Raw genomic sequence first — 6,107 nt, forward strand, 5'->3', positions numbered from 1 at the left:
CCAGCCTAGCGGTTGGCGCGGTACAGCAAGGCCCCCCCTATGCCTAGGCAGACGAAGTTGGGCAGCCAGGCTGCCACCTCTGGCCCCAGCGTCCCAATCTGCCCCAGCGCCTGGCTGACAAACAGGAGCACGTAGTAGGCAAAGATAATCAGCACGCTGAGGCCCAAGCCCAAAGAAGAACTGGTGCGCTGGGGTCGTAGGCCCAGCGGGGCCCCGATCAGGGTGAAGGCCAGACAGGCAAAGGGGATGGCGTACTTCTGGCTAAGGTTGACCTGGAGGCGGCGTACCCGCTGCAGATCCCCGGAGCTGGCAAGAACCTCAATGTAGCGGCGCAGCTCTGGAATGTTCATCTCCTCGGGGCTGCGAACCTCCTGGGCCAAATCCAGCGGCGCCCGCGACAGACGCAGCTCCTGGCGGGAAAAAGTGGCGATGTTGCTGTAGGTGCCGTCGGGCGAAACGATGTAGGTGGTGCCCTCCTCAAACACCCAGAGGTTCTCGCGGGGATCCCAGCGCCCCCGCTGCGCCAGCAGAATTTGACTGAGAGCCTCGTTGGAGACATCCAGGACGATCACGCCGCGCATCTCTTGGCCATCGAAGCTGCGGGCGTAAAACTGACGGGTTAGCCCTTGCCGTCGGGAAAAGCTGCCATCGGGCTCCGGCGTGAGGATCTCGCCAAATTCTTGGTAGAGGATGTTCTCGCGGCGAAAGTCAGGATACCGGTTCAAAGCGCGGTTTAAAGTCAAGGCTGCCTGGCGATTGCTCACCGGCACCACCAGCTCGTTGAACAGAAACGTTAGCGCCGTTACCAACAAGCTGAGCAGGACAGCCGGCACCACCAGGCGGTAGAGGCTCACGCCGCAGGCGCGCAGAGCCGTGATCTCGCTATCGGCAGACAGGCGCCCATAGGCCAGCAGCGTCGCCAACAACATTGCCATGGGAAACGTCAAGACGATGATCCCCGGTGCCCGCAGCAGAAACACCTGCAGGGCCACTGAAATCGATAGCCCCGCCTCCACCACCAGGCGCACCAGCTCAAACAGAGAGCTCACGGCCATCACCAGGGTGGTAAACGCCCCCACCCCACCGAGAAACGGCAGGAGCATCTCGGAGAGGAGGTAGCGATCCATTAGGCCTACTGCACAGACGAGGGAGAGCCTGCGGCAAGACTGCTTGACCGAACAGGGGGGAGAGGAGAGTTTCACGCAACCTAAGGGTAGTTGGGACAGCAAGCCCTTCGCCCAAGAGGTGAAGGCTGTTAACGACTTTAGACCGGAACCTTGGGGAACAAAAGGTTAATTCCCTCCCTTTCTCAATCCAATCCGCCTACGATCGACCTAGGCGGGCAGAGGAGAGGACTGGGCTGGGTTCCAGCATGGCTTCTTTCCATCTCAAGGGTTTGCTGGAGCGGCTCCTGGAGCTACGACAGCAGGTTGTCGAGGGATCCCAGAACTACCTGGCCGCCTGGGGCTGCCTTGCGAACCCTCCTGCAGCCCTCTGCAACCTGGCGCGCTACCTGGCGCTACGCCAACACGATCTGCGCAACCTGCAATTGGAGCTGGCTGCGGTGGGGCTGTCCTCGCTGGGACGGTGTGAATCGCGGGTCTTAGAGACCCTGGATGCGGTGATCGCCACTTTGGCAGCCACGCAGGGCCTAAGCCACAAGGGGCCCAGCCATGAGGAGTTTTACGCTGGGGACATGGCGCTGGAGCAGCATGCTGAGGCGCTGTTTGGCCCTCCTTCTCCCCACCGCCGCGCCCGCATCATGGTGACCCTGCCCAGCGAAGCTGCCGAGCAGCCCGAGCTGCTGCTGCAACTGCTGCAACGGGGGATGAACGTGGCCCGGATCAACTGCGCCCACGACGATCCCCTGGTGTGGGAGAAAATGGTGGCCCACTTGCGCCAGGCCGAAGCCCAGACTCAACGGCGCTGCAAGATTTTGTTCGACCTGGCCGGCCCCAAGATCCGCACGGGCCCGGTGGCCATGCCCCCCGGCAAAGCCAAGGTGTACCGCGGGGATCGCATCCTGCTCACGGCAGCCATGCCGCCGGTCACCTCTGACCCCTCTTGCCAGGTGGCTTGCACCCCGCCAGAGATCTTGGCGCACCTGCAGGTGGGGGCAACTGTCTGGATCGACGACGGCAAAATCGGCGCCCGTGTCGTAGGGATCGAGCCGGTAGGGGTGGTGCTGGAGGTGGACAAAGTCGCCCCGCAGGGCAAGAAGTTGCGGGAGGGAAAGGGCCTCAACTTTCCCGACAGCCAGCTCCCGATCCAGCCTCTGACCGAGAAAGATCGCCAAGACTTGGACTTTGTGGTGCAGCATGCCGACCTGGTGGGCTATTCCTTTGTCCAGCAGCCGGCAGATTTGCAGTTGCTGTTTTCTGAGCTGGAGCGGCGCCAGGCCCGTCCTGATCTGGGCTTGCTCCTCAAGATTGAAACGCAGCGGGCGGTGAAAAACCTACCCGCCTTGATCGCGGCCGCCGACGGCTGCCGACCGCTGGGGGTGATGATTGCCCGGGGGGATCTGGCCGTAGAGATAGGTTGGCTGCGCTTGGGGGAGATCCAGGAGGAACTGCTGTGGATCTGCGAGGCGGCCCATGTGCCGGTGGTCTGGGCTACGCAGGTGCTGGATCAGCTCACCAAAGAGGGCCTGCCCTCGCGGCCTGAGCTTTCCGATGCGGTGATGTCTGCCCGCGCCGAGTGCGTCATGCTCAACAAAGGCCCCTATCTCCTGGAGGCAGTTGCCCTTCTGGATGAGCTGCTGGCCCGGATGCAAGCCCACCAACACAAGAAAAGCCAACGCCTGCGCGCTTTGTACTCCTGGCGCTAAGATGAAGCAGCATCAAAGACGAAACTTCTCCCCCAGGTAATACTTGCGCACCAGGGGATCCGCCGCCAGCTCTGCTGCCGTGCCCTTGGCCAGAATGGCTCCCTCGTTGAGAATGTAGGCCCGGTCGGTGATCTCCAGCGTCTCCCGCACGTTGTGGTCGGTAATCAAGACGCCGAGGCCCCGCTGCTTGAGCTTGGCCACCACCTCCTGGATGTCGGCCACCGCAATGGGATCCACCCCCGCAAAGGGCTCGTCCAGCAGCAAAAATTTCGGCCCGTGGATCCCAGCAGCCAGGGCGCGGGCAATCTCGGCGCGGCGCCGTTCTCCCCCCGACACCTGCAAGCCCAAACTGTGGGCCACATGGGCAATGCGGAACTCCTCGAGCAGGTGGTTGAGGCGCTGCTGCCAGAGGCGGCGAGGCACCCCCGTCTGCTCCATCACTAGCAGCAGGTTGTCTTGAATGCTAAGGCGGCGAAAGATGCTCGGCTCCTGGGCCAGATAGCCGATCCCCAATTGGGCGCGGCGATGCATGGGCAGATGGGTAATATCTTGGTCATCTAGCCAGACATGGCCGCGGTTGGGCTGGATCAGGCCAGTCATGATGTAGAAGGTGGTGGTTTTCCCCGCTCCGTTGGGCCCCAGCAACCCGACGATTTCCCCTTGCTCAATGCTCAAGCTGACATCCTTGACCACCTCGCGGCGGCCATAGCGCTTACAGATGTTTTCCAGTCGAATCTGCATAGGGCCAGCCCAGGACTAGACGCTTTTTCCTAATCAATGCTGGCGGATCCCGAAAGCTAGTTCCAGCAAAAGCAGTGGGCCCCACTGTTGCTCCAGGAGGCCCAAATGCCCCTACCCTGGGAGCAATGCAGGACAACCTCGCTCCGCTGGGTTGCTGTCGTTAACTTGGCTACCACGAATTTCCCTCTACAAGCTTCCGCTATTCTAGGGCTGCTGACCACGGCAACGGTTGCCTCCACTGCCGCTGCCACCACCCCCAACGCTTGCTTCCTGCGCTACCTACTGGCTTCCAAAGCCTGCCCCAACTGCCGTCTGGGAAGCAACCTGGATCTGGCAGAAGCCAACTTCCAGGGTGCCGACCTCATCGAGGCCAACTTGGAGCGCGCTATCCTGACCGGCGCCGATCTCAGCGGTGCCTACCTGGTGGGAGCCAATTTGCCGCAAGCCAACTTGCGCGGCGCCAATCTTAGCGGTAGCTACCTGGAGGGGACGGATTTGCGCGGGGCTGACCTGCGGGGGGCTAATCTCTCTGCGGCGCGGACTTGCGCGGGGCCGATCTGCGTATGCCAACCTGGTTGGAGCTGACCTGCGCTTTGCCCGCACCCAAGGCACACGCCTTCAGGGTGCCGTCCGGGAGTAGCGCAAAGAGCTCCCTCTAGGAGAAGTGTCAAGCGTGAAAGCCCACTGCGGATGGCGAGACTCGAACTCGCATGGCAAAGCCACACGCCCCTCAAACGTGCGCGTATACCAATTCCGCCACATCCGCGCTAGCTGGACTTGTTCTATCCTAGCAGCAAAAAGGCCGGGGTGTTAAGGGGCCGGCAACCCTAGTCCTCGGTCCAAAACCGCTCCGAGAGGTACTTGTCGGCCCCGTCGCAGAAAATGGTGACCACCACCCCCCTGGAAAGTTGGCGAGCCACCTCAAGGGCAGCCACCACATTGGCACCAGAAGAGATGCCCACCAGTAGCCCTTCCTCCAAAGCTAGGCGCTTTACCATCTTCTGGGCGGCTTCGGTGGAGACCTCGAGGTGCCGGTCCGGCAAGCTGGGATCGTAGATTGCTGGCTTGAGGGCCGTGGCCATGTGCTTAAGGCCTTCGAGGCCGTGGAAGGGGGAGTCCGGCTGCATGGCAATGATCTGGATATCAGAGCGGTACTCCCGCAGGCGTCGCCCCACCCCCATGCAGGTGCCGCTGGTGCCTAGCCCGGTTACGAAGTGGGTGATCTGTCCCTGGGTTTGTTCCCAGATTTCCACCCCTGTGGTCTCGTAGTGGGCCTGCCAGTTGGCGGGATTGCTGTACTGGTCGGGATAGAAGTAGAGATCGGGGTTTTCGGCGTAGAGAGCGCGGGCTTTCTCGATGGCCCCATCGGAGCCGAGGGCTGGATCCGTGAGCACCAAGTCCACCCCGTAGGCAGCGAGGATCTTCTTGCGCTCTGGGCTAGCGTTGGCCGGCAGGGCCAGCTTCACCTTGTACCCCAAAGCTGCCCCTATCCAGGCATAGGCAATGCCCGTGTTGCCGCTGGTGGCATCCAGGATAATCTTGCCAGGCGTAAGCTTGCCCTCGCGCTCGCCAGCGCGAATCATGTTCAGGGCCGGGCGATCCTTGACCGAGCCGCCGGGGTTGTACCACTCTGCTTTGCCGTAAACTCGCACCGCTGGCGGCAAATCAGCAGTAACCCGCCGCAGGCGAATGAGCGGCGTCCGTCCCACCAGCTCAATGGGGCTCTCGACCGCAGGGGGCAAGGGGCGAGAAGAAAACGCACTCGGGTACAAGCGGGATCCCTCGCTAGACAAGCACTGGACTGGACAACCATTGCTCATCTTATCCCGGTGTTCTTCAGTTCCAGCCTCTTCTGGGCTTCCCCGGCTCCTTTAGCTAGACTCTAAGATGGGGGTTAGCAAAAAGCGCTTTGGGCAACAGCAGGATGCGGAGCGGCAGGGCAGAAATCGGCATTGTAACGGCGCAACAATTTGATCGCCGGCGAGGTCAGATCCACGTCTACGACGGCGAGGGCAAGGGCAAGTCACAGGCGGCTCTGGGGGTTGTGCTGCGTTCAATTGGGCTGGGGATTGAAAACTCGGCCCCTAGCCGGGTGTTGCTGGTGCGGTTTCTCAAGGGACCGGGCCGCACCTATGCAGAGGACGCCGCGATTGCCGCTCTGCAGCGGGGCTTCCCCCACCTTATCGATCAACTGCGCACGGGGCGAGGAGAGTTCTTCGGCCCCGACGAGATTACCAAGTTTGACCGCCAAGAGGCTCGTCGCGGCTGGGATGTAGCCAAGGGGGCGCTGGCATCGGGCTTCTACTCGGTGGTGGTGCTGGACGAGCTAAACCCGGTGCTGGACCTGGGCCTGCTGCCTGTGGATGAGGTCGTCAGCACCCTCAAGCAAAAGCCAGAGGAGATGGAGGTCATCATCACCGGGCGGGGCGCCCCCAAGGAAATTATCGACCTAGCAGATCTGCACTCGGAAATGCGCAGCGTGCGGCGGGCGGCGGATCCCCAGAACGGACAGCCCCCCCTCAGCGGCATCGAGATCTAC

At 62.1% G+C, this 6,107-nt stretch carries 6 protein-coding genes and 1 tRNA gene; 3 read left to right on the forward strand and 4 right to left on the reverse strand.

From position 1 onward, the window contains the following. Positions 1-5 precede the first annotated feature (5 nt). Positions 6-1,127, reverse strand: coding sequence for an LptF/LptG family permease (locus NW833_RS03055; RefSeq protein WP_414411505.1), 1,122 nt, complete (start codon positions 1,125-1,127; stop codon positions 6-8). 245 nt (positions 1,128-1,372) lie between these two features. On the opposite strand from NW833_RS03055, the gene NW833_RS03060 reads away from it, so the two are divergent. Further along, positions 1,373-2,827 carry a pyruvate kinase gene (locus tag NW833_RS03060; RefSeq protein WP_414411506.1) on the forward strand — a complete coding sequence of 485 codons (1,455 nt, stop codon included), beginning with the start codon at positions 1,373-1,375 and terminating at the stop codon, positions 2,825-2,827. Between the two features lie 12 nt (positions 2,828-2,839). Here NW833_RS03060 and lptB read toward each other — a convergent pair whose 3' ends face one another. Beyond that, on the reverse strand, positions 2,840-3,568 hold the full coding sequence (gene lptB, locus NW833_RS03065; RefSeq protein WP_414393426.1) for an LPS export ABC transporter ATP-binding protein: 729 nt from the start codon (positions 3,566-3,568) through the stop codon (positions 2,840-2,842). A 165-nt stretch (positions 3,569-3,733) separates the two neighbouring features. Between lptB and NW833_RS03070 the strand changes: the two genes are divergently transcribed. After that, positions 3,734-4,153, forward strand: coding sequence for a pentapeptide repeat-containing protein (locus tag NW833_RS03070; protein WP_414411507.1), 420 nt, complete (start codon positions 3,734-3,736; stop codon positions 4,151-4,153). 100 nt (positions 4,154-4,253) lie between these two features. On the opposite strand, the gene NW833_RS03075 is transcribed toward NW833_RS03070, so the two are convergent. Both NW833_RS03075 and NW833_RS03080 read right to left on the reverse strand, forming a co-directional pair. Beyond that, positions 4,254-4,334, reverse strand: a tRNA-Leu gene (locus NW833_RS03075). 61 nt (positions 4,335-4,395) lie between these two features. Beyond that, entirely contained in the window at positions 4,396-5,310 is a 915-nt protein-coding gene (locus NW833_RS03080) for a PLP-dependent cysteine synthase family protein (RefSeq protein ID WP_414411508.1), read from the reverse strand. Between the two features lie 182 nt (positions 5,311-5,492). Here NW833_RS03080 and NW833_RS03085 point away from each other — a divergent pair. Next, positions 5,493-6,107: cob(I)yrinic acid a,c-diamide adenosyltransferase (locus tag NW833_RS03085; RefSeq protein ID WP_414411509.1), on the forward strand; the 615-nt coding region annotated here is incomplete at its 3' end.

The organism is Synechococcus sp. O70.1 (assembly GCF_047462215.1).
Lineage (GTDB): Bacteria > Cyanobacteriota > Cyanobacteriia > Thermostichales > Thermostichaceae > Thermostichus.

Excerpts from the sequence above, each read along its gene's own strand:
- NW833_RS03055 (WP_414411505.1), bottom strand. The coding sequence starts at position 1,127 with ATGGATCGCTACCTCCTCTCCGAGATGCTCCTGCCGTTTCTCGGTGGG.
- lptB (WP_414393426.1), bottom strand. The coding sequence starts at position 3,568 with ATGCAGATTCGACTGGAAAACATCTGTAAGCGCTATGGCCGCCGCGAG.
- NW833_RS03060 (WP_414411506.1), top strand. The coding sequence starts at position 1,373 with ATGGCTTCTTTCCATCTCAAGGGTTTGCTGGAGCGGCTCCTGGAGCTA.